Below are 18,835 nucleotides of genomic sequence, written 5' to 3'. Positions count from 1 at the left end.
TTTGATAGGTTAGAACCAGCGGCTCAAGTCCGGATAACCGGTAGTCGCCCAAGCACCATCCACGATCAGACTGGAACCCGATACATAACCCGCATCCTCACTCGCGAGGAACAAGGCAGGTCCTGTCATTTCTTCCGGCTGTGCAGCCCGTTTCATAGGAATGCGCTCCATATAAGCTTCTTTAATATCTGCATTGGAGAGCAGTTCAGCAGTTAGCGGTGTATCGATCAGGCCAGGAAGAATGGCATTCACACGAATACCGTTGCGAGCCATTTCAAGCGCTCCGTTCTTAGTGAGCATTTCGACGCCAGCTTTGGCAGAAGCATAGGCCGATCCGGCATACATAGGTACCTGGGAGTTGAGAGAAGCTACGTTCACAATGGCTCCGCCACCATGTTTGGCCATCTCAATCGCTTCGTGTTTCATGCTCAGGAAGACTCCCTTCATACATAGATCCACGGTAAAGTCCCAGTCCTTCTCGGAGAGTTCAGTGATTACGCCTGCTCGGGATGCACCAGCCACATTAAAAGCCAGATCCAGCTTTCCAAATCGTTTAACAGCAGATTGAACCATTTCCTCCACATCTGTTTCAACGGTCACATTGGCTTTAACCCCGACAAAACGTTCCCCAAGTTCGCCTTGGATCGCTTCCAAACGTTCAGTATTCAAATCAGCGGCAAGTACAGAAGCCCCTTCTTGGACAAGTCGTCTTGCAATGGCATAACCGATACCGGATGCTCCTCCTGTAACAATGGCTACTTTACCTGCAAAACGGTTCTCATACGTATTCATATATAGCGCTCCTTTGTCTAGTGAGATAACATGATTTCGCTTACATTTACCTTCAGTTCAAAGTATACTTAATTTTATGATTCATGTATATTTAACAAAAATGTAGTTAACTTAAATAAAATTAATGATAGAAGGATAGAGGTTGTCTATGAATTTGGAACAAATGCAATATGTACTTGAAGTGGAAAAAACAAAATCAATTACGCTGGCTGCTTCGGCCCTGTCAGTAACGCAATCTACCATCAGTCAGGCCATAACACGTCTGGAGAATGAGCTTGGCATGCCCTTGTTCAGTCGTTCCCGTAATGGTGCGGTTGTGCTGGAGCAGGCCAAGCCGATTTTGGATAAAATGAAATCCATCGTGGACATGGTACAAACGATCAAAGAGGATGCCCAATATATTGGAGAGTCCATCCGTGGAGAACTGCGATTGTCAGCCATACCCGGTGGTGTACCCGGTATTATACCTACGATCGCGAGTATGAAGAAGCGGTACCCTGATCTGAAATTTGAACTTTCCGAGAGTGCTGCACGCAATATTATCAAAGATGTCCGTAACAAACAGGTGGATCTCGGCCTGATTGCCCTTTACCAAGATGATATGGAGCAGCACCTGGCAGGACTACACTTTGTACCGATTGATGAAGGCGTCATGCGCGCGTGCGTGAATCTTACGAACCGGTTGGCAGATCAAAAGTCAATCTCCTTGCACGAGTTGAAGAATGAGACGCTTGTGTTATTTAATGACGAGCTGGTGGATGATTTCATAGGGGAACTTTCACAAAGGGTAGGCGAGGTGGATGTACTATTTCGAACCAACAATTCTGAAGTGGTCAATGCCGCGCTTGCTCAATTAAATGCTGTAACGATTGGGCATGAATACTCCTTCACACATGACAGAAGTGTATTGCATTATGACTTTACCACCCTTGAGATTGAGGGCATACAACGTGTTATTTCAATTGGCTGGGTCATGCGGGAGAGCAAGTCCTCGAACCTTATTATTCAACGTTTTCTGGATCGGTTTCAGTCTAAAGGGTAACGATCTTGTTTTGGGTCTGGTCGAACGGGAGAAAATACGCTAGAATTAATTGAGAATCATTATCAATTAATTCAGGCTTTCTTAACTGACGAGTCTGATCAAGTTATAGGCGAGGTGAATACCGATGCGCACGGATGATGCATTAGGCGTAGTATATCAGCATTACCTGACCCAGGAACCTTATAGTCAACAGGATGAATATACGTATCTGCTCTCTCCCAAGGCGGGCAGTGGCAATATTAAAAGAGTAACGACATACAGTGGCATTGAGATTTTATATTCCCAGGTTGAATATCATCAGCCGTATCCAACGTATTTTGCTTCCGAGACGCCTATTGTGGAGCTGCAATTTGCCTTGTCGGGTCAACGGCATGTTGATATTTCCGGCATGGATTATTCGTTATCCATTGGGCAGGGGGCCCTCATTTTCATGCATGATTTTGAAGCCTGGTTTCATCCTCCAGCCGGGGAGCCGTATACTTCTTTTTCTCTGGGGATTCCGGTTTCTCTGTTCAATTATGCAGCGGCCCAACTGGGCAGTTTCAAGTCGATTGCGTTTAATCAGGTGTTGGGGCGAAAGGTGTTCAAGCCGATTGTCTTTCAACTGGATAGCCGGATACGAATGATGATCGACAGTTTGATCGTGGAATTAAAAAACAGTTATCGATCATCCTTAATGATGGAAGCGACAGCCTTGGAGATCTTGAATCGATTCATGATCCAACTGTTTGATCTGGCGCCGATTCCTGCGGGATTCTCTAGAGAGGACATCCGGAAGTTACATACGGCACGGGAGATTATGGAGGCTTGCATGGTAGATCCACCATCTTTGCTAGCATTGTCCAGACAAGTGGGGCTTAACGATTTTAAATTAAAAAAAGGATTCAAGGCACTTTTCGGAAGTACGGTCTTCGAATATTTGCGTCAGGTTCGTCTCGACAGCGCCATGAAGTTGCTGCGCAATCAAGATAACAACGTCACCGAGGCCGCCATTGCGGTCGGTTACAGCAATGTCAGTGCCTTTTCGCAGCAATTTTATCGTAAATTCGGCGTGAAGCCTTCTGAGATGAAAAAGATTTATTAATAAATCCGCCTTGCAGTGAATTGTTCCGTATAGAGGCAGTAAGCATTCTCTCGGCCTTGTATACTCCAGGTACAGTGGATACTGTACTGAAATATAGAGGAGTGTATAAGCATGAACCGAATCAGAGGAAGTGTTTTTTTTAGCGTATTTGCAGCCATGTTGGGTCTGATGCTGATTGCACCTATTATGCCGCCGCTTATTCGCGAGTTGGACATGAAAGAAAGTCATTCCGGTCTTATTATTTCGCTTGGGTCCATTATGATGGCGGTTATGGCTCCGGTATGGGGCAGATTCAGTGATCTGAAGGGTAGAAAACCCATCATTTTGATTGGGTTCATAGGGATGTCTGTTAGCTGTGCGTTATTCGCCCTGGCATTGTATGGGGGATTGAATGCATGGATTGGAGGAGGTGTGTTGCTTACCCTTCTGATTGTGACGCGCAGTCTGATCGGCATGTTTATTCCGGCCGTACTCTCTTCTGCTCAAGCCTATATGGGTGATGTGACAGAAGGGGAGGAGCGGGGAAGCGGGATGGCGATTATCAGCGCTGCCAATGGACTCGGCCTTGTATTTGGACCCGCCATTGCAGGAGCATTTACGATCATCGGTCTGCTGTGGCCGCTTTATTTTGGCATTTTTATAGCGATTGCTGCGTTTATTATCGCTTTGTTGTTAATTCCAGCAGCCAAACCGGTCATTCAGGCAAAGACGCCAAAAGTCAACCCATTCCAAAGCGGTCTACGAATGTACCTTGCGGCCGGCTTGGTTACGATGATTGGCATCATGACATTGCAGGTTGTCGGGGGATTTTATTTTCAGGATCAACTGGCTCTATCTCCAGCGGCGACGGCCCGAATGGTTTCGTTTGGACTCATGTTCTCTGGAGCAGCCATGTTGATCATGCAAGTCATTCAGATGAAGTGGTTGAAATGGCAGCCGCGTCCGATGATTTTGCTCGGGTCCCTTTTCCTGATCGCAAGCATGATCCTGTTTCTTGTATTCACCCAGTTGCCCATGTACTATTTCTCATTCTTCCTGTTCGGTATGGGTTCGGGTCTGATGATGCCGGGGTTCATGGCAGGTGCTTCGCTCGCGGTTAGCAAAGAACAGCAGGGAGGAGCAGCGGGATTGGTAGCAGCGATTCAGGGGATATCCGCCGTCATTACTCCAATACTTACAACGACACTCTATCAGGTGGACAAACATATTCCATTTACGCTCGTGGCTGTTCTGGTTGTTTTCATGGCAATCATGATGCTGGGAATGAGAAAGAACCAGCCCCAATCGGTAGCCGGATCTCATTAGTTAGCTGCGTGATTTAAGCTACAATGCACCATAGAGACAAGCTGCTGCGAAGCCGGATACGGCGACCTGTTTAACGCGTAGCAGCAGCGGCTGCCTGCATTAGTGCATAGATCTTACGTGTGGTATTCACATTTCTAACCGTCATATAGGCATAGACTTTGGACCCCACAAGCTTGTTCATGCCACTTTTCGACGCATCTTCTCTGCTGACCGAATATAAAATGGCTCCGGGTACATAGATCAGCGTGCCTATTTCCGGTTTGATGGGCAGCTTGTCCAGCACGGAGGGCTCATTGATCTCATCCCAGAGGAACATCACATCACTTTTGGCGGTGTCATCATTAGCCCATTCTTCTGGCAGCGCCTGAATAACGCTATGGATTTCATCCATATTCCGCACCATCACCCTGATCTGTAAGCCAAAATCGGCGGCGATGGCCTGTTCTAACAAAAGCGATATCTCCGCATTCCCATCGGCACGTTCCTGATGATCGGCAAAAATAATATTGCCAGAATTGATATAGGTCACGACATCCAGCATGCCTGCTTGTTCAAACGTTTCTTTCAGCTGCTTCATATTAATTTTATTGTTCCCGCCTACATTAATACCTCGTAGCAAAGCCACATAGATCATATGGGCGACCCTCCAATTCCTTCAATTTACTGTTTTAACAAAAGGAAAGATACTCGAAAAGATGAGCGGTATACTCTTCTCCCAACAGATCTTGCAATAAAGGTTCCACATGCTCCAGATACTCGGGCTTGGTTTCATAGGTTTCTTCATCTTTCACTTCCCCGGCATAGCTCCGTGCCGCTTCGATCAGGATAGCGAGTGCACTGAAAAAATCAGACAGCGAATCAGCGACACGATTGGGTTCTCCGCCTGTAAAAGCGGCATATACGGGAGAGTTGGGTCCTTCCACATCTACAATGATCGGATCATCGTTCACATTTGCGATGACGACGTGATTTTTTGGCCAAGTGGAGGATTCTTCATAGGGTTCATTCATGCCAATCCAGCGGTAACCTCGTTGCTGACGATGCAGATGTTCAGGTGCAACAAAGGAGATCAGCGCTGCATCACCGATCTCGACGGCGGCATTTTTCATTTTGAGTGTACCTTCCGCATCCGCATCCATCATTTCATAATGACTGTACAGATACTGAAGCTCTGGAGAAAGAGGTATTCGTGTGTCCACTTCCGGTTGGTGAAGTTGTTCGCGAGGACGCAGATCATGATTTTGGAAAAGTCCATAAGCTTCATTATATAAATCCTGCTGTTCCACAAAACGGCTCAAGGCCGCATCCAGTTGCTGCATGGTGTCTAATTCCTCCTGGAAAATTGGTTTAGTTCTACGCCGATCCAGTTGATTCTTGGCTATATGCATTATACTATATCAAAGATAAATTCGAAAAAAACGTTTGAATACGTTTACATTCATTTGTGAACATGATATAATTTCATTCAAATAAGGATTGTTACTGCTTCGGGCAGGCAAAACCTGAACACACTATGCGTGGACTTTGTGCCATTCATATTGTTGTTCGGGTTTTTTTGCATTCTACGGTCCATATTAAGGATAGAAAAACAGAGGACGTACTTATCCCGACACTAACATCACGCTGTACACAAGAAAGGGGTGCATTATGAACAAGAGAAAATGGTTAAACGGTTTTGCCGCAGGTTGTCTCAGTATCATTCTGGTGATTAGTGGATGCGCATCCAAAGCACCGCAAACCGCGAGTGACACACCGAATCAGGCAACAGAGCAGACGGAAAATGAAACCCAGGAACCTGCAAACAACCAAGCTGCCAAAGGCAGAACGGTGATTACAACCGACGGTGAAGTGGATGATATGAACTCGGTCATTCGTTTCCTCCTGTATTCGAATGAGATGGATCTCGCCGGCATTGTCCTGACCAGCTCCGTGTATCATTATGCTGGAGACGAGGAAGCGGGGATCAAACCATTCCGCTGGACAGGCACACAGTGGGTGTACGACATGATCGATGCCTATGGCGAGATCTATCCGAACTTGTCCAAACATGCGGAGGGCTATCCGGAGCCGGAACAGCTTCGAGCGATGACCAAGATCGGTAATATTTCCGATAAAGGGGAGATGGAGAAGGAAACCGAAGGTTCCGAATTCCTCGAAACTCTTTTCCTCGACGATGATTCCCGAGATCTGATTGTTCAGACATGGGGTGGTACCAATACCACAGCCCGAGCGCTGAAATCGATTGAGGAACAGTATAAAGACACGGCGGAGTGGGATACGATTCGCAAAAAAGTCAGCGACAAACTGGTCCTCTACATCATTCTCGATCAGGATGATAGCTACAACGAATACATTGCGAAGAATTGGCCGGATATCCGCATTCTCAATGACCAATCGAACTTCTGGCATTTTGCCTATGCATGGAAGATGCATGCCGAAGAAGTGAACAGTAAGCTTCATGGCGACTGGATGGTCAAGAACATTCTGGACGGACATGGCAAGCTGATGGATATGTATGCGTCGATGGGTGACGGCAAGATGATCGAAGGCGAACTGGCCGAAGAACAGCGCGGAAGTGCTGAATATCTCAAGAACAATCCGCAATATGACAAGTACGATTTTATATCTGAGGGAGATTCTCCATCCTTCTTCTATCTGATCGATAATGGGCTGCGCAGTATGGAAGACCCTTCCTACGGCGGTTGGGGTGGACGCTTTGGCGTCGTGAACGACAAGCTGTTTAGAAACAATGTGCTTGATTACGATCCCTACACCAAACGCTATGAAGCCGAATACTCTCTGATGAGATGGTTTGACGATGTGCAGGATGATTTTGCAGCACGTGCAGACTGGGCAGTTGCAGACACTTACGAAGGTGCCAACCATAATCCGTCATTAACGATTAAGGAAGGGCTGGATCTGAGTGTTAGTCCTGGGGAGGAAGTTACTCTTCACGCGGAGGGCACTGACCCGGATGGAGATCAACTGACGTATACGTGGTGGAGATATTTCGAAGCGGACACTTATGAGGATTCCAAAGTAACACCTAACAAAGTTCAGCCTGAAATGGCGGGTGATCTGCAACTTGGATTACATCGTGAACTTGCCAAGGATGAGCAGGTGGATACGATAAAATTGCAGGGCAGTGACACCGAAGCGGTGACATTCACCGTTCCTGACGATGCCAAATCAGGTGATACCATTCATATCGTTGCCGAAGTACAAGATGATGGAGAGCATCAGTTGAAGCATTATCAACGTGTGATCATAACCGTGAAATAAAGAAATAGAGGGGCTGTCCCAAAAGTCATCAACATGACTGATGGGGCGCCCCTCCTATTTGTATAGTCTCATTGTAATCAATGATTCGTTAGCGCTGGATGCCTGACCAGAAGACATTCCAGGTGATCGCCAAAGCTTGTTCATAGGATTGCCGTGTCTCATACACGAGCTGTACATCCAATCCATCCATCACGGTGACAAAGGCTACGGTGGCTTCTTCCGGACTCAGGCGTATATCGGAATTTCTGGTAAATACGGCTGCCAGCTCTTCCTTCAGTGTCCCGAGGTACGTTCGATACTGGGCCAGCACAAAATCATGCACTTCCAGCGGTGTGATAAAGGACAGGATATACATAAAAGCAACGTTCGGGTGAGTCAGAAAGCGATTTTTGTGTTCATGCAAAAAGGCATATAGCTGCTGATCCAGAGTTTGGGTAGCAGACTCGCTGAAGAATTGGCGTACAAACTGTTGTTCCTCCTGAACAACTTCCTCATATAACTCCAGCAATAACGCTTTTTTGGATGAATAATGATAAGCCAGAGATTGCTTGCGAATGCCTGCCTCTTCGGCAATCTGCGCCATCTTGGTCCCCTCGTAACCCAGACGATTAAAATGTTGAATGGCAATTTCTTTGATTCGTTTTTTACTCAATGTCTACCTCCAGTTGGCGAGCTGTATACCTCTGCTGTTTTTGGGAGTATACCAAATATAACAAGATATATACCACAAAAATGCCTATAGAGATAGCATACACCACCGTATAGGAAAATGCAGAAGCTACCACACCCAAGATCAACGAGCCACCACCAATCCCGAGGTCAAAAAAATTAAAGAAGGAAGCCATCGCATTTTCATGCTCATGTTCTTCTACAAGATTCACACACCAGGTCTGAATAGCCGGGAATATGGCACCAAAACCAAAGCCGTATAACGCACCAGCGATCAGGAATTGCAGCTCATTCTGGGCGATCGTCAGAACCAGTAGTCCTGCAATTGCAAACACCGCAGAAGGTAATAACACGGAGCCTGGTCCCAATCGATCAAACATTTTTCCGGAAAAGAGTCGGACGGCGAAGCTGGCGATAGCGACGATAAAGAAAAACCAGGCGACATTGTTGAATCCTCTCTCGGCAGCAAATAAAGCCACAAAGGACATGATCGACCCGGCTGCAATGCCAACCAGCATAATGAGCAACGAAGGGAACAGTACTTTCTTTTCGATCAACTTGACGGTCGCAGCAGGAAGTTCAGAGCTTACGCTACCAGATAACGGTCTAGGCTTTCTGGAAACAAACACGGCCATCAGGAGAGCCAACAGCAAAATGCACATACCTCCCATAAACAAACTCTGATAGTCGTACTTAAACAGCAGGCTTGTTCCGATCAGTGGACCGATGGATATGGCGACGGTTTCCCCTACCCCGAAATAACCCATGCCTTCTCCTCGGCGATCTCTGGGTATATTTTCCGTAGCCATCGTTGCAAAAAATGTCGTCGCTAAACCAAATCCAAATCCATGGATTACCCGGAACACGAGAATCATCCAAATACCTGACGACAGGTAGTATGCGCCAGTCATTACTGCACAGATGGTTATACCGATAATCAACAGATATTTTTTATCTATTCGAGCTGCTAATACAGATGTGAAGGGACGAATCAAGATGGCAGAAAACATAAATATGCCGGTAACAAGCCCAATCTGGGAAGCTTCTCCACCCAAACTTGAGACGAATAGGGGCAGGGTGGGAAGCAGCATTTCAAAGGCCATAAACAATAATGCGTTGGCTAACATGATAAATAGGAATGATCTTCCCCATAGATGCTGAGGTGAATGGCTGTGTGTTGAAGTACTCATGATTTTCCTCCGTAATATTGATCTCTGTCGCGCGACATGTTGAATTGATTTTACCTGACGATCGTCAGAATGTAAAGCGCGTATTCAGAGCGTTGATTAACGAATTTTTTTGTGGATGAAAGAAGTGATTAAACATTTTTAATCCATATCCCAACATTTTCCGATATAATAATCAGATAGATTGACTCAAGTGAGTACTACCTCAGAGAGGTGATATGAAATGACGATAGATGTGCTTGTAAGAAATAATGTTAAAGTGCTTGGCTCAGGTAGCCAAACGATTGTATTTGCACATGGTTTTGGATGCGATCAGGATATGTGGCGTTACATTGTTCCAAGTTTTACGGAGAACTACCGTGTAATTTTGTTTGATTATGTTGGATCTGGTGAATCTCAAATTAACTATTATGATGCTGGCAAATATAGCAACCTCCAAGGATACGCCCAAGATGTGCTGGAAATTATGGAAGTACTTGAACTACAGGACACCATATTTGTCGGGCATTCCGTCAGCAGCATGATTGGCATGCTGGCATCGATTCAGAACCCCAAATATTTCAAACAAATCGTCATGTTGGGGCCGTCCCCACGTTACGTGAATGATCTTCCGAATTATTATGGAGGTTTTGATCGGAATGATATCGATGAATTGCTTGAGATGATGCAGATGAATTTTATTGGGTGGGCGAGTTATCTGGCACCCATTGTGATGAACTATCCGGAAAGGAAAGATCTGACGGAAGAGTTGGAGAAAAGCTTCTGCTCCAGAGATCCGCATATTGCGAGACAATTTGCTGAAGTGACGTTTTTATCTGACTGCCGTATTGATCTGGACCAGGCAACAGTGCCAACGTTGATTCTTCAGTGTTCCGAAGACAGCATTGCTCCGGTTGAAGTAGGGGATTACTTGCACGCTCATCTCAAGAACAGCAGGTTGCAACAGATGACGGCCAAGGGACATTATCCGCATCTAAGTCAACCGGAAGAAACGATCCGTATGATTAAGGATTATTTGACGAGCGCATAAAACTCGGTAGAAAGGCGTTATTCCATGGATATACAATTAGATCTGGCTCCCTGTGGATATTTCTCTATCTCGGATTCGGGCATCGTACAATCGATTAATCAAACTTTGCTTACGATGCTTGGATATGAGCGCGATGAGCTTGTGGGGCAACACATTGAGTCCACCATGTCGGTGAGCAATAAGGTGTTTTTCCATACGTATTTCTATCCCTACATCCAGTTATATGGACATGTGGACGAGATGTACTTCACGTTTCGTACTCGTGATCAGCAGCCTGTTCCCGTGCTGCTTAACGGTGTTCGACAGACCCGTAACGGGGAAAGCGTGGTCGATTGTGTTGTTGTAGTCATGCGTAAGCGAATCGAACATGAGAAGGATATTTTGCATACCAAAACGAAGCTACAGGAGCTGTATCAGGCGACCCAAGAAGCGAACAAGGAGCTTGAACGATTACACGAGGAATATAAGATCAAAGAGCAGGCCCTTATCAAAGTGAATGATCAGTTGGAAACGCTGGCCTCCACAGACTTGCTGACAGGACTGAAAAACCGCAGATTTTTCCAGGAAAAAATGGTTGAAAGCTTGCTGTTGTTCCAGGAGAAACAACGTTATTTCTCTCTTCTGGTTGTGGATATTGATCATTTCAAAAGCATTAATGATACGTACGGACATCCGATCGGAGATCTGGTGCTCGGCAATCTGGCGGGACTTCTGCAGTCGGTCTCTCGTAGTACGGATGTGGTGGCGCGTTACGGCGGAGAGGAATTTGTTATCATTCTTGCAGATTGTGAAGAGGAGCAGGCGATCGGTATTGCAGAACGATATCGTTCACAGGTTGCTTCAGCCGATTGGGGCGAATATAACATTACCGTGAGTATCGGTGCGGCCACTGTGGTCGAGGAAGATACGGAAAATTCCTTGTTCCAAAAAGCGGACAACGCCCTGTATGCCTCCAAAACCGGAGGACGTAACCGGGTAACACATGCAGCCCAGATGGTAAGAAGTTAAGAGTTGGATTAGATCAAAAAAACGAGAAGGAGCCTGTGCATGATGAGGGAGATGATCCCACATAGCACAGGCTCCTTTTATTTGTGTGAAACAGAATGAACCAGGGCGTGTCTGAAAATTCCGAAAGTGCACTTCAGCGAGTCTTGAGACACCTCTAATCAAACATGGGTTCCTCAGGGTTATTTTACCGTGGGGCAAGGTAACCATACGCCTTCGCCGGAGAATTCGCCTGGAGACGGAAATCTTCGTTGGACTCATCCGTAAATGCCGGGTTCACATATAGAGAGTGTGCATCGTTGCCAGATCCCTTAATGTAGGCGGCGATGCCGGAGTAGGCTTTATTTTTCCAAACCCACAGGGCATCTTCCTGCTCTCCTGGTGAGTAATAGACATTATGGTCAAACACATTGTCGGTATTGCTAGTATATTCATTGTATATCAGTACTTCCGAGCTGCCCGATACGAGAATGTTATGCATGAACGTATTGTTCTTCGTCCGTGATTGCATGAATAACTGTCCATTGCCTGCATTCAGCGTATCATTCCCGACCAGCGTATTGTACATAATCTTGCTATCCTCGGTAGCTCCCCGTTCTTCGTCATATCCACCCATGGCAATGCCAGTCAGTCGGTTGGAATAAATCAGGTTATCCCGCACGGTAATGTTGCTTGTCGAACGTCCAGCATGCTCCGAGGCAATCTCAATTCCGATATCGCTCCGATACACCCGGTTTTGGTCAATGATATGATCTTTCCCGCCATCTACATAGATGCCGCCCGCCGAGTTGGTATCATTGGGCAGGTCTGTACCGTAGGACGGGTTGTTATTGGATGTAATATCGTATACTTCGTTGCCTCGTACAACGCCGTTCCGAGCCTGATCGTACGTGTCGTCCTCAGACGTACCTTCGTACCCGATCAGATCAATACCAATGTTGTCGGTATCATGGATGATATTGTTCTGTATGGCAAACGTATCAACATTGCCGTTGACTGCAAGTGATTCGCTTGAACCAAGTGTCAGATCATACAATTCATTATCCTTGATGATGATATCGCGTAATGCTTGAGGGTGCTCTGTGCCATAAATGGCAATGCCGTGGGCATCCCTGCCCCGCAAATCGGGACTTTCAGGAGATGCGTAACTAGCGATGGCGTGTATGGTGTTGCCTAATAGCTGAATGTGCTCACCTGCTCCGTGGACATAGATCCCGCTTGGGACTTGGCCCCCTAGTGTGGTTGTGAAGTTACGAATTTCGAGATTCTGAATCGTAATATAACTGGCATTTTCAATTTCAATTAACCCTTCAATCCCCCGAACGGACAGATCTTTACCATCAAGGATAACCTTCTCCTGAGGATAACTGGAAAATAGGGTCGGATTACCGGAGGAATGACCGCTCCTGGTGATTTTGACTTTCTGATGATACACACCTTCCCGCAAATAGATCGTGCTTCCTGGTGAAGCATGGTCGGCAGCGTGCTGCAATGTTTTCCATGGAGATTGAATGGTTCCTTTATTCGAGTCGTTTCCTTGAGGGGATATGTAATGGATGACCTGAGGATCAGACTTTTGAACAGAAACTGGTGCCTTCATGGACTGGCTATGATCCTGACAACCGGATACGAACAGCATCAGAATTGGAATCATAAGTAAAACTAAGCGAGTCAAATCGTTTCCCCCTTGTATTTAGCTTTGAAGCTAGATTATAGCAGATTTGAACGGGTTAATAACCCATGATATGCTCTTATAAAATCAGCGAGGAGACTGCTCATGAATACATTAACGATAGCTGAATTAGTAGATCGGGAGAACCACGCTTGGGAAGAACTCAAGGAACTCTTGGATAGCGGTGAAAATACATATGAGTATGTTCCAGCAAAGCAGGAGGCTGGAGGAGATACGCTCTATCGTCTGCAAATAAGCACCAAATCCTATCTGGGGGCTGTTGCTTATGAGACAGAAGGCATTGTAGTGGACCAGGGCTGGATCACGCTGCTGGGTGCGGGTGGTGACAGTACATCTGGGAGTCTCACAAGTTGGAATGGTGTGAGTGAGCAACCTTGGGTAGACGTACTGGAAGGCATGATGGTCGTCGCATATGATGCGGCAGGCGGTTTCTTCGGACTGGATACAGGCAAGTATGGACGCACGGGACAGGTCTATTATTTTGCACCGGATACACTCGAATGGGAATCAACAGAACTGACATACTCAGGTTTCATCAACTGGCTGGCGAATGGCGATCTGGAGCAGTTCTACCAGACCTTTCGCTGGAAAGGCTGGCAAGAGGATATGTCTCAGCTCCAAACAGGACAAGTGTTTGCGTATTATCCACCACTTTGGACGCAAGAAGGTGGCGGCGAGATCAGCAGCAAAGCACCTATTAGCATCATGGAGGCCTGGAAGTCCGCCCTGGACGGGAAATAGTTGGGATGTTGCTTTTGGATGAGATAAGGAAAGTAACCGGTAAGTTCATTGAGTGATCTACTTTTGAGAAAAAAACAGAAATTATGTTCCAAACTACAAAAGGCTCGCGCTTGTTGGCGCGGCCTTTTTGTGAAATTAATGATCAACTGTCCAATGTAACAGGTTTAATGCCTGAGCGTGAAGCTCTGCTGTGCCATACGGTCAATCCGAGTGAAACAACGCAGACGAACAACAGACATGCATACACCACATGATAAGCTTCCTCTACCGATACCCCCGGAATGCTGTGTAGCAGCAGCCCGCACAAGGCTACAGAGACTGAACCACCGAAGAATTGAATCAGTTGTAACATACCCATACCGGAACCGATTTGGGCTTTGGGCAGCACGCGTGACGCTTCATTATTCAATGATGCCATGGAGGCTGAGAGTGCCGGTGAGAAAAAGAGATAACCACTGGTAATGATCAGGGCAGACTGATCGAGTCCGAGCATGAATAAGGCAAGGACAGCTGCCAGCAGAATGTGTCCGATGATCATAAATCGCATATTGCCATAACGGTCGATCCAGCGTCCGACGAAACGGGTGCAAAATGCTGCAACAATAGCTCCAGGAGCAATCAGCAAACCAATGGCGAGCGAAGAGCGCCCATATAGATCAGCGAGCACAAGTGGCATCAAAAACAGATTGCCCAGATTCACAACCAGCACACAGAATCCGATCAGGATTAACCGGGTGTATCCTGGCGTTCGGAACACTTGTGGATTCACAAACGGAAGATTCGCTTTTTGAATATACAAGAGGTGTGCAATAAGCGAGATAACGCCGATGGCAAACCAGAACCAGGATTGCTGGGTGATTGCGACAAGAAGTGTAGTGGCGTTAATGACGGTTAATATGGCGCCAATAACATCGAACGGCTGATCTGTTTTGACCGTTTCCCGTGGGAGGAAATAGAGCAATACGGGCAGGGCGAGCAGGACAAGCACCGTTATGGCAAAAAGTCCGTTCCAGCCCCAGTACTCGCTAATGAGTCCGCCGACAATGGGGCCAAGTCCAAAAGCCATGGCGCTGCCTGACGAGATGAGTGCAATAGCAGCTCCGCGCCGTTCCACTGGGATGTAACGACTCGCAATGACGAGGCCCAGACCCGCCATGACCCCTGCACCCGCAGATTGCAGAATACGTGTCAGTAACAGGATCGCGAAGCTATGCGCGAACAATCCGAGCAACGAAGATAACCCCAGGATCAGAAGCCCGACCGTTAACAGTTTGCGTACCGGGATACGGTCTGACAATCGGCTGTAGATCACCGTCGACAAGGCGTAACCAATCGAATAACTTGAGATGACCCATGACCCCAGGTCCGAGGTAATCTGTAGATCTTGAATAATGACTGGCAAAGAAACATTGAACATGGTGGTGTTCATCACAACGATGAACAGGCAACATGTCCAGAGTGGCATGACAATTTTATCTTTCACGGTACCATTCCTGTCTTGGGTATGAATATGAATTCGGATTGAGCCTTGATGAAAATGTGATGAAAAGCAATATATCATTTTACACTCCATTTCTTCATATGGCAATAATGTCATACTGATTCGTTCGGAAGTGATGAGCATAGAAAGATATTAGTAATAAACAATAGACGAATTTCCTGTATTTAACTAAAATGATCATTGAACATACATAACAGCATTAGAAACAGCAACACATAATAGCATACTGAAAATGAAGGGGGTTATACCGATGACTCATGCATTATTAATGTCCCACAGCGTATTTCCGACGCTGGATATGAAGAGAACCGCACAGTTTTATGAAGAGAAGATGGGCTTTCGGGTGGTCGAATATCTTGATACCGCGGAACCTCATATTTGCCTGTATCGTGATCTTACCGAGATTATTTTAACCCAAAGCAATGGACAGAAGGTCATTCCCAACAGAGAATTATATGGCTATGGATATGATGCATATTTTATTACGAAGAACCAGGAAGAGCTTCAGCAACAATTGATCAACGCCGATGTGAAAATCGTACGTGACCTCAATCATACAGACTATAATAACAAGGAGTTTGTAATCGAGGATGTTGATGGACGATGGATTGCTTTTGGCATCAAACAGGGATAATTATACAAAGAAACAGGCGCTCCGATCACGGGCGCCTGTTTGTGCATGGTGTATCTGCAGAACTTATGCCGCAGTCACTTGTTTCCCTCGATTGCGAATCCACTTGATGACATCCATCAGAATGACGGCAGCAAGAGCGAGTCCGCCTGCAATCAGGAACTCATTCCAGCCAAATGTATCCGGGATGGCGAAGACGCCGCGCACACCTGGAATCAGTGTGATTGCATAGAGACAGAGACACACCAGGATGGAACCGAGCACGAGTTTGTTAGTCGTGAAGCCCACCTGGAAGATGGTCTGTGTGTTGGAACGTGCTGCAAATGTTTGCAGACTGCGTGCCAGAATAAGGGTTGTGAAGGCCATAGCCACACTGATTTCCTCCGATATGCCTAGTCCGATATATTGGGACACGATAACAGCCGCACCAATCAGGACACCACGGGTAATCACAGCCTGCAGGGTTCCACCTGCGAAGATGCCTTCGTTAATATCACGCGGTTTGCGTCGCATGACATCTGGCTCGGGCTTTTCGGTACCTAAGGCAATGGCAGGCAGGGAGTCGTTCACCAGATTGATGAATAGCAGCTGAAGGGCCGTAAATGGGTTAACCCAGCCGACGATCAAGGCAAACAAAATGGCGATAATGGCGCCGAGGTTACCGGCGAACAGATATGCGATGGCTTTTTTGATATTATCAAATACCATCCGCCCAACACTGACCGCATTCACGATGGAGACAAAGTTGTCATCCGTCAGAATCATGGCAGCCGCATCCTTGGCGACATCTGTTCCGCTACCCATCGCTACGCCGATATCGGCTTGTTTCAGCGCTGGTGCGTCATTAACGCCATCTCCGGTCATGGCTGCAACTTTGCCTTTGCGCTGCCATGCACGCACGATGCGGATCTTGTTCTCAGGTGATACTCTGGCGTATACCGAGATATGTTCAAGTTGTTGATCCAATTCCTCATCGGACATTTTGTCCAGTTCGGCTCCGGTAATGGCGAGATCATCCGGTTCGGCAAGGCCGATATCCACACCGATGGCCTGAGCCGTCGTTTTGTGATCTCCGGTGATCATGATGGTGCGAATACCCGCTTTTTTGGACTCTTCAATAGAGCCGTATACCGCTTCACGCGGTGGGTCAATCATTGCTGTCAGGCCAACCAGTGTCAGATCATGCTCGTCATCAATGGTGACCTGGTTTTTGTCATCGAATTTTTTGTACGCATAGGCCAGCACACGGAAGGCACGTTTGGAGAAGGCCTCATTTTTTTCTTCAAATTGTGTGCGAATCTCGGGTGTGAGGGGCTGAACCTCACCGTTGATAAACACGTGGCTACAACGGCTGAACAGCACATCCGGTCCACCTTTGGTCAGCAAAGCCGTCTGTCCCTCGAAGGTATGCACCGTACTCATGAGCTTTCGATCCGAGTCAAAAGGAAGCTCAGCTTCACGCGGGAACTGGTCACGGATTTCATTGTAATCCTTGTTCACCCGGTTGCTGAAGGCAATGAGGGCCACTTCGGTGGGGTCACCCAGTTCCTTGCCTTCCTGGTTAATATTCGAATCATTGCAGAGCACTGCAATATGTAACAAACGGCGTTCCTCTTCCGACCACTGATCGGGATCATCCGGGAATTCGTCCTTGGTGCCATGGGGAATGTAATAATCCACGACAGTCATTTTATTCTGAGTTAGCGTTCCTGTTTTGTCCGTACAGATAATGCTGGCAGAACCGAGAGCTTCCACGGCTGGCAGTCTGCGAATGATCGCATGCTGTTTGGCCATCTTGTTCGTTCCGAGTGACAATACAATAGTCACAATGGAGGATAAGGCCTCAGGAATGGCAGCTACTGCAACAGCTACGGCAAACATCAGTGCATTCACGATGGATGGTCCGATATTCTCCGTACCTTCGGTCAACCACACACGACCCGCTTCAATGGCAAAGATGAGAATCGATAAGCCAAGGATGAAAAAGCCCAGTTTTTTGCTGAATGATTCCAACTTGCGTTGTAGTGGCGTGTTCTTGGCTTCGGCATTTTCAATCAGTTCGGCAATTTTGCCGATTTCGGTTTTGAGTGCCGTACCCGTAATGACGAGCATGCCACGTCCATATACAACCAGTGAGCCACTGAAGGCCATATTGCGCCGATCTCCAATTGGAGCTTCATCCGGGATGGCATCCGCGTGTTTTTCCGCAGCTTCCGATTCTCCGGTCAGCATACCTTCGTTAATTTTCAGACTGCCTGATTCCAGTATACGCCCGTCAGCCGGGACATAATCGCCTGCGTCCAGCATAACAATATCACCGGGAACGAGTTCCCTCGCTGGAATGGTCTTTTTCTGGCCGTCACGAATGACCTTGGCTTCGGGAGCAGACATTTGTTTCAGCGCGTCGAGCGAGCTCTCGGCTTTTTTGGTCTGCACAACACTGATTACCGCGTTGAGCAATATAACCAGGAATATGATCAACGATTCAATCAGATGTCCAAGTACAACCTGTACCGCGGCTGCAATCAGCAGCACGATGACCATCGGATCTTTGAAATTTTCGAGGAACAGTTTCCAGACAGGCGTTGCATCTTTGCCTTTTAACTCGTTATATCCTTCGGTTTCAAGTCTCTTCGCAGCTTCGGAGGTCGTGAGTCCCTTGGAGGAACTTTGCACATCCTGAAGGGTTTCCTCTGCACTGTGTCTGTAATGTTGCAATTGACCAGCTCCTTGAATATTAGATTTCTCTCTGTGTATTACCCTTACGGGTAAAATCTAGAATCGTTTCATTTCCATATTTTTTATGTACACAGTATTTTTCAGAATGAGCCGAGATATGCTTCTTTTCCAATGTTATTATTTCCAGTGATGCA

The 18,835-nt window shown here is 46.8% G+C and carries 16 protein-coding genes; 8 read left to right on the top strand and 8 right to left on the bottom strand.

Going from position 1 to position 18,835, the window contains the following annotated elements; genetic code table 11:
• Window positions 1-9: 9 nt before the first annotated feature.
• Window positions 10-792 (bottom strand): SDR family NAD(P)-dependent oxidoreductase, encoded by a 783-nt coding sequence (locus PAHA3_RS16515; RefSeq protein WP_062835673.1) that lies wholly within the window; start codon window positions 790-792, stop codon window positions 10-12.
• A gap of 148 nt (window positions 793-940) precedes the next feature.
• On the opposite strand from PAHA3_RS16515, the gene PAHA3_RS16510 reads away from it, so the two are divergent.
• From PAHA3_RS16510 to PAHA3_RS16500, 3 genes are all read left to right on the top strand, one after another.
• On the top strand, window positions 941-1,834 hold the full coding sequence (locus tag PAHA3_RS16510; protein WP_062835672.1) for a LysR family transcriptional regulator: 894 nt from the start codon (window positions 941-943) through the stop codon (window positions 1,832-1,834).
• 124 nt (window positions 1,835-1,958) lie between these two features.
• Window positions 1,959-2,918, top strand: a complete 960-nt coding sequence (locus tag PAHA3_RS16505) for a helix-turn-helix transcriptional regulator (RefSeq protein WP_062835671.1) — start codon at window positions 1,959-1,961, stop codon at window positions 2,916-2,918.
• 111 nt (window positions 2,919-3,029) lie between these two features.
• Window positions 3,030-4,223: an MFS transporter gene (locus PAHA3_RS16500; protein WP_062835670.1), complete on the top strand. Its 1,194-nt coding sequence runs from the start codon at window positions 3,030-3,032 to the stop codon at window positions 4,221-4,223.
• Between the two features lie 70 nt (window positions 4,224-4,293).
• Here PAHA3_RS16500 and PAHA3_RS16495 read toward each other — a convergent pair whose 3' ends face one another.
• On the bottom strand, window positions 4,294-4,857 hold the full coding sequence (locus tag PAHA3_RS16495) for a DUF1697 domain-containing protein (RefSeq protein ID WP_062835669.1): 564 nt from the start codon (window positions 4,855-4,857) through the stop codon (window positions 4,294-4,296).
• Between the two features lie 34 nt (window positions 4,858-4,891).
• Window positions 4,892-5,542, bottom strand: a complete 651-nt coding sequence (locus PAHA3_RS16490; RefSeq protein WP_062835668.1) for a hypothetical protein — start codon at window positions 5,540-5,542, stop codon at window positions 4,892-4,894.
• A gap of 328 nt (window positions 5,543-5,870) precedes the next feature.
• On the opposite strand from PAHA3_RS16490, the gene PAHA3_RS16485 reads away from it, so the two are divergent.
• The gene (locus PAHA3_RS16485) at window positions 5,871-7,505 is read left to right on the top strand and encodes a nucleoside hydrolase-like domain-containing protein (protein ID WP_062835667.1); all 1,635 of its coding nucleotides are present in this window, start codon (window positions 5,871-5,873) and stop codon (window positions 7,503-7,505) included.
• Window positions 7,506-7,593: 88 nt separating this feature from the next.
• Here the strand turns inward: PAHA3_RS16485 and PAHA3_RS16480 are convergent, their stop codons facing one another.
• Together PAHA3_RS16480 and PAHA3_RS16475 are read right to left on the bottom strand one after the other, a co-directional pair.
• The gene (locus PAHA3_RS16480; RefSeq protein WP_062835666.1) at window positions 7,594-8,157 is read right to left on the bottom strand and encodes a TetR/AcrR family transcriptional regulator; all 564 of its coding nucleotides are present in this window, start codon (window positions 8,155-8,157) and stop codon (window positions 7,594-7,596) included.
• Window positions 8,150-9,364: an MFS transporter gene (locus PAHA3_RS16475; RefSeq protein ID WP_062835665.1), complete on the bottom strand. Its 1,215-nt coding sequence runs from the start codon at window positions 9,362-9,364 to the stop codon at window positions 8,150-8,152. Before PAHA3_RS16475 ends, PAHA3_RS16480 begins: the two co-directional genes overlap by 8 nt.
• Window positions 9,365-9,584: 220 nt before the next feature.
• On the opposite strand from PAHA3_RS16475, the gene PAHA3_RS16470 reads away from it, so the two are divergent.
• Both PAHA3_RS16470 and PAHA3_RS16465 read left to right on the top strand, forming a co-directional pair.
• On the top strand, window positions 9,585-10,391 hold the full coding sequence (locus tag PAHA3_RS16470) for an alpha/beta fold hydrolase (RefSeq protein WP_062835664.1): 807 nt from the start codon (window positions 9,585-9,587) through the stop codon (window positions 10,389-10,391).
• A gap of 24 nt (window positions 10,392-10,415) precedes the next feature.
• Complete coding sequence (locus PAHA3_RS16465; protein WP_062835663.1) at window positions 10,416-11,399, top strand: sensor domain-containing diguanylate cyclase; 984 nt, start codon at window positions 10,416-10,418, stop codon at window positions 11,397-11,399.
• Window positions 11,400-11,583: 184 nt separating this feature from the next.
• Here PAHA3_RS16465 and PAHA3_RS16460 read toward each other — a convergent pair whose 3' ends face one another.
• Window positions 11,584-13,050 (bottom strand): DUF1565 domain-containing protein, encoded by a 1,467-nt coding sequence (locus tag PAHA3_RS16460; protein ID WP_235599453.1) that lies wholly within the window; start codon window positions 13,048-13,050, stop codon window positions 11,584-11,586.
• A gap of 123 nt (window positions 13,051-13,173) precedes the next feature.
• On the opposite strand from PAHA3_RS16460, the gene PAHA3_RS16455 reads away from it, so the two are divergent.
• Complete coding sequence (locus PAHA3_RS16455) at window positions 13,174-13,830, top strand: DUF2625 family protein (RefSeq protein WP_062835661.1); 657 nt, start codon at window positions 13,174-13,176, stop codon at window positions 13,828-13,830.
• Between the two features lie 142 nt (window positions 13,831-13,972).
• Here PAHA3_RS16455 and PAHA3_RS16450 read toward each other — a convergent pair whose 3' ends face one another.
• On the bottom strand, window positions 13,973-15,313 hold the full coding sequence (locus PAHA3_RS16450; RefSeq protein WP_062835660.1) for an MFS transporter: 1,341 nt from the start codon (window positions 15,311-15,313) through the stop codon (window positions 13,973-13,975).
• Between the two features lie 268 nt (window positions 15,314-15,581).
• On the opposite strand from PAHA3_RS16450, the gene PAHA3_RS16445 reads away from it, so the two are divergent.
• Window positions 15,582-15,965: a VOC family protein gene (locus tag PAHA3_RS16445; protein WP_062835659.1), complete on the top strand. Its 384-nt coding sequence runs from the start codon at window positions 15,582-15,584 to the stop codon at window positions 15,963-15,965.
• A 63-nt stretch (window positions 15,966-16,028) separates the two neighbouring features.
• On the opposite strand, the gene PAHA3_RS16440 is transcribed toward PAHA3_RS16445, so the two are convergent.
• Complete coding sequence (locus PAHA3_RS16440; protein WP_062835658.1) at window positions 16,029-18,680, bottom strand: cation-translocating P-type ATPase; 2,652 nt, start codon at window positions 18,678-18,680, stop codon at window positions 16,029-16,031.
• Window positions 18,681-18,835: the final 155 nt, after the last annotated feature.

Source organism: Paenibacillus amylolyticus (assembly GCF_001570725.1).
Lineage (GTDB): Bacteria > Bacillota > Bacilli > Paenibacillales > Paenibacillaceae > Paenibacillus > Paenibacillus amylolyticus_A.
The sequence above is the reverse complement of the archived record's forward strand: the minus strand, read 5'-3'. Positions and strand labels throughout refer to the sequence as shown.

Bases quoted from the DNA above. Each gene is read 5' to 3' on its own strand.
- PAHA3_RS16515 (WP_062835673.1), bottom strand. From the start codon at position 792: ATGAATACGTATGAGAACCGTTTTGCAGGTAAAGTAGCCATTGTTACA.
- PAHA3_RS16510 (WP_062835672.1), top strand. From the start codon at position 941: ATGAATTTGGAACAAATGCAATATGTACTTGAAGTGGAAAAAACAAAA.
- PAHA3_RS16505 (WP_062835671.1), top strand. From the start codon at position 1,959: ATGCGCACGGATGATGCATTAGGCGTAGTATATCAGCATTACCTGACC.
- PAHA3_RS16500 (WP_062835670.1), top strand. From the start codon at position 3,030: ATGAACCGAATCAGAGGAAGTGTTTTTTTTAGCGTATTTGCAGCCATG.
- PAHA3_RS16495 (WP_062835669.1), bottom strand. From the start codon at position 4,857: ATGATCTATGTGGCTTTGCTACGAGGTATTAATGTAGGCGGGAACAAT.
- PAHA3_RS16490 (WP_062835668.1), bottom strand. From the start codon at position 5,542: ATGCAGCAACTGGATGCGGCCTTGAGCCGTTTTGTGGAACAGCAGGAT.
- PAHA3_RS16485 (WP_062835667.1), top strand. From the start codon at position 5,871: ATGAACAAGAGAAAATGGTTAAACGGTTTTGCCGCAGGTTGTCTCAGT.
- PAHA3_RS16475 (WP_062835665.1), bottom strand. From the start codon at position 9,364: ATGAGTACTTCAACACACAGCCATTCACCTCAGCATCTATGGGGAAGA.
- PAHA3_RS16470 (WP_062835664.1), top strand. From the start codon at position 9,585: ATGACGATAGATGTGCTTGTAAGAAATAATGTTAAAGTGCTTGGCTCA.
- PAHA3_RS16465 (WP_062835663.1), top strand. From the start codon at position 10,416: ATGGATATACAATTAGATCTGGCTCCCTGTGGATATTTCTCTATCTCG.
- PAHA3_RS16460 (WP_235599453.1), bottom strand. From the start codon at position 13,050: ATGATTCCAATTCTGATGCTGTTCGTATCCGGTTGTCAGGATCATAGC.
- PAHA3_RS16455 (WP_062835661.1), top strand. From the start codon at position 13,174: ATGAATACATTAACGATAGCTGAATTAGTAGATCGGGAGAACCACGCT.
- PAHA3_RS16445 (WP_062835659.1), top strand. From the start codon at position 15,582: ATGACTCATGCATTATTAATGTCCCACAGCGTATTTCCGACGCTGGAT.